Source organism: Haladaptatus sp. HS23 (genome assembly GCF_056892285.1).
Map to the genome: position 1 here is coordinate 1 of NZ_JBXGLH010000052.1, position 1060 is coordinate 1060.

Genomic DNA, 1060 nt, shown 5'->3' on the forward strand with positions numbered 1-1060 from the left:
CTATAGTAGACATTAGAAGTAGTTGCTCACTGTTGGAAGAGATAGCTGGTCGAGAGCGGTATCAATCGCCGTGGTTAATTCGTCGAGTGAATCAAAGAACCGGTTGCTCAGAGCGTCTTGGAGTTGCCGCCAGCATTCTTCGACAGGGTTGAGTTCCGGCGAATACGCCGGCAACGTCACGAAGGCGAGGTCGTCACGGGCCGCTAGGTCCGTGACGGCCGACGCCTGGAAGTACGGCGCTCCATCAAGCACCACGATCAAATCATCTTCGAACTCTTTGCATAACGCGAGAATGAAATGTTTCGCGTGCGCAGCGGTGACGTACTCTTCGAATCGGGAGAAAAAGCGATCACCGTCCTCGGTGATCGCGCCCAACAGACATGTCCAGTCGCGCTGGCCAGAGAGTTTGACAGAGGGCCGCGTGCCGCGCGGAAACCACGCGGCACGCGGCTCGACTTGCACGGATTTCTTGGTTTGGTCGATGCAGACTACCGTGGCGTCCATCTCCCGTCGCTTTTTTTGAGTTCGTCGCGGAACGTTTCTTGTTCTTCAGCCTTTGATTCGGCGGCTGTGGGGCGTGGTTTTTGATAGCTCAATCCCGCTTCTTTGAGCAACCGCCGACAACTGGGGATTGAGTACTCGACATCGTAGGTCTCGTCGAGATACTGCTGGACGAGCGCCGGCGTCCACGCCGGTGCGTCAACGCCAACCTTGTTTGGTGGTTCGTGGACAGTTTCTTCGAATTCGCGTTGCTCATTTACTGAGAGTTTTCGTTTCCTCCCAGATCTGTGAGCATCGGTCACAGCCTGCTCAAGCGACTCGACACTGTCGAGTCGCTTGAGCCAGTTGTAGATTGTTCGCCGGCCGGTGTCGTGCCACTCGGCTAATTCGGTCTGCGTAACACCATTTTTGTACGCAATTGCTGCTAACAACCGTTGTGTCGGCTTGCTTCCCTCCACGTTGTCGAGAGCGTCTTGGAGTTCCTCGACGGAAATATCGTCAAGATGGTCCATTAGAACACTCAACGTTATCCGGGCAGAAATTTCTAACGGCTACTATA

1 protein-coding gene is annotated in these 1060 nt (G+C 54.5%); it reads right to left on the minus strand.

Translation table 11 applies throughout. The features are described from left to right. Window positions 1-12: 12 nt before the first annotated feature. A protein-coding gene (locus tag AC1XDK_RS30755) for an IS630 family transposase (protein WP_483353828.1) occupies window positions 13-1013 on the minus strand; the annotation gives its coding sequence in 2 pieces (ribosomal slippage) (window positions 13-521 and window positions 521-1013; 1002 coding nt in all). Window positions 1014-1060 lie beyond the last annotated feature (47 nt).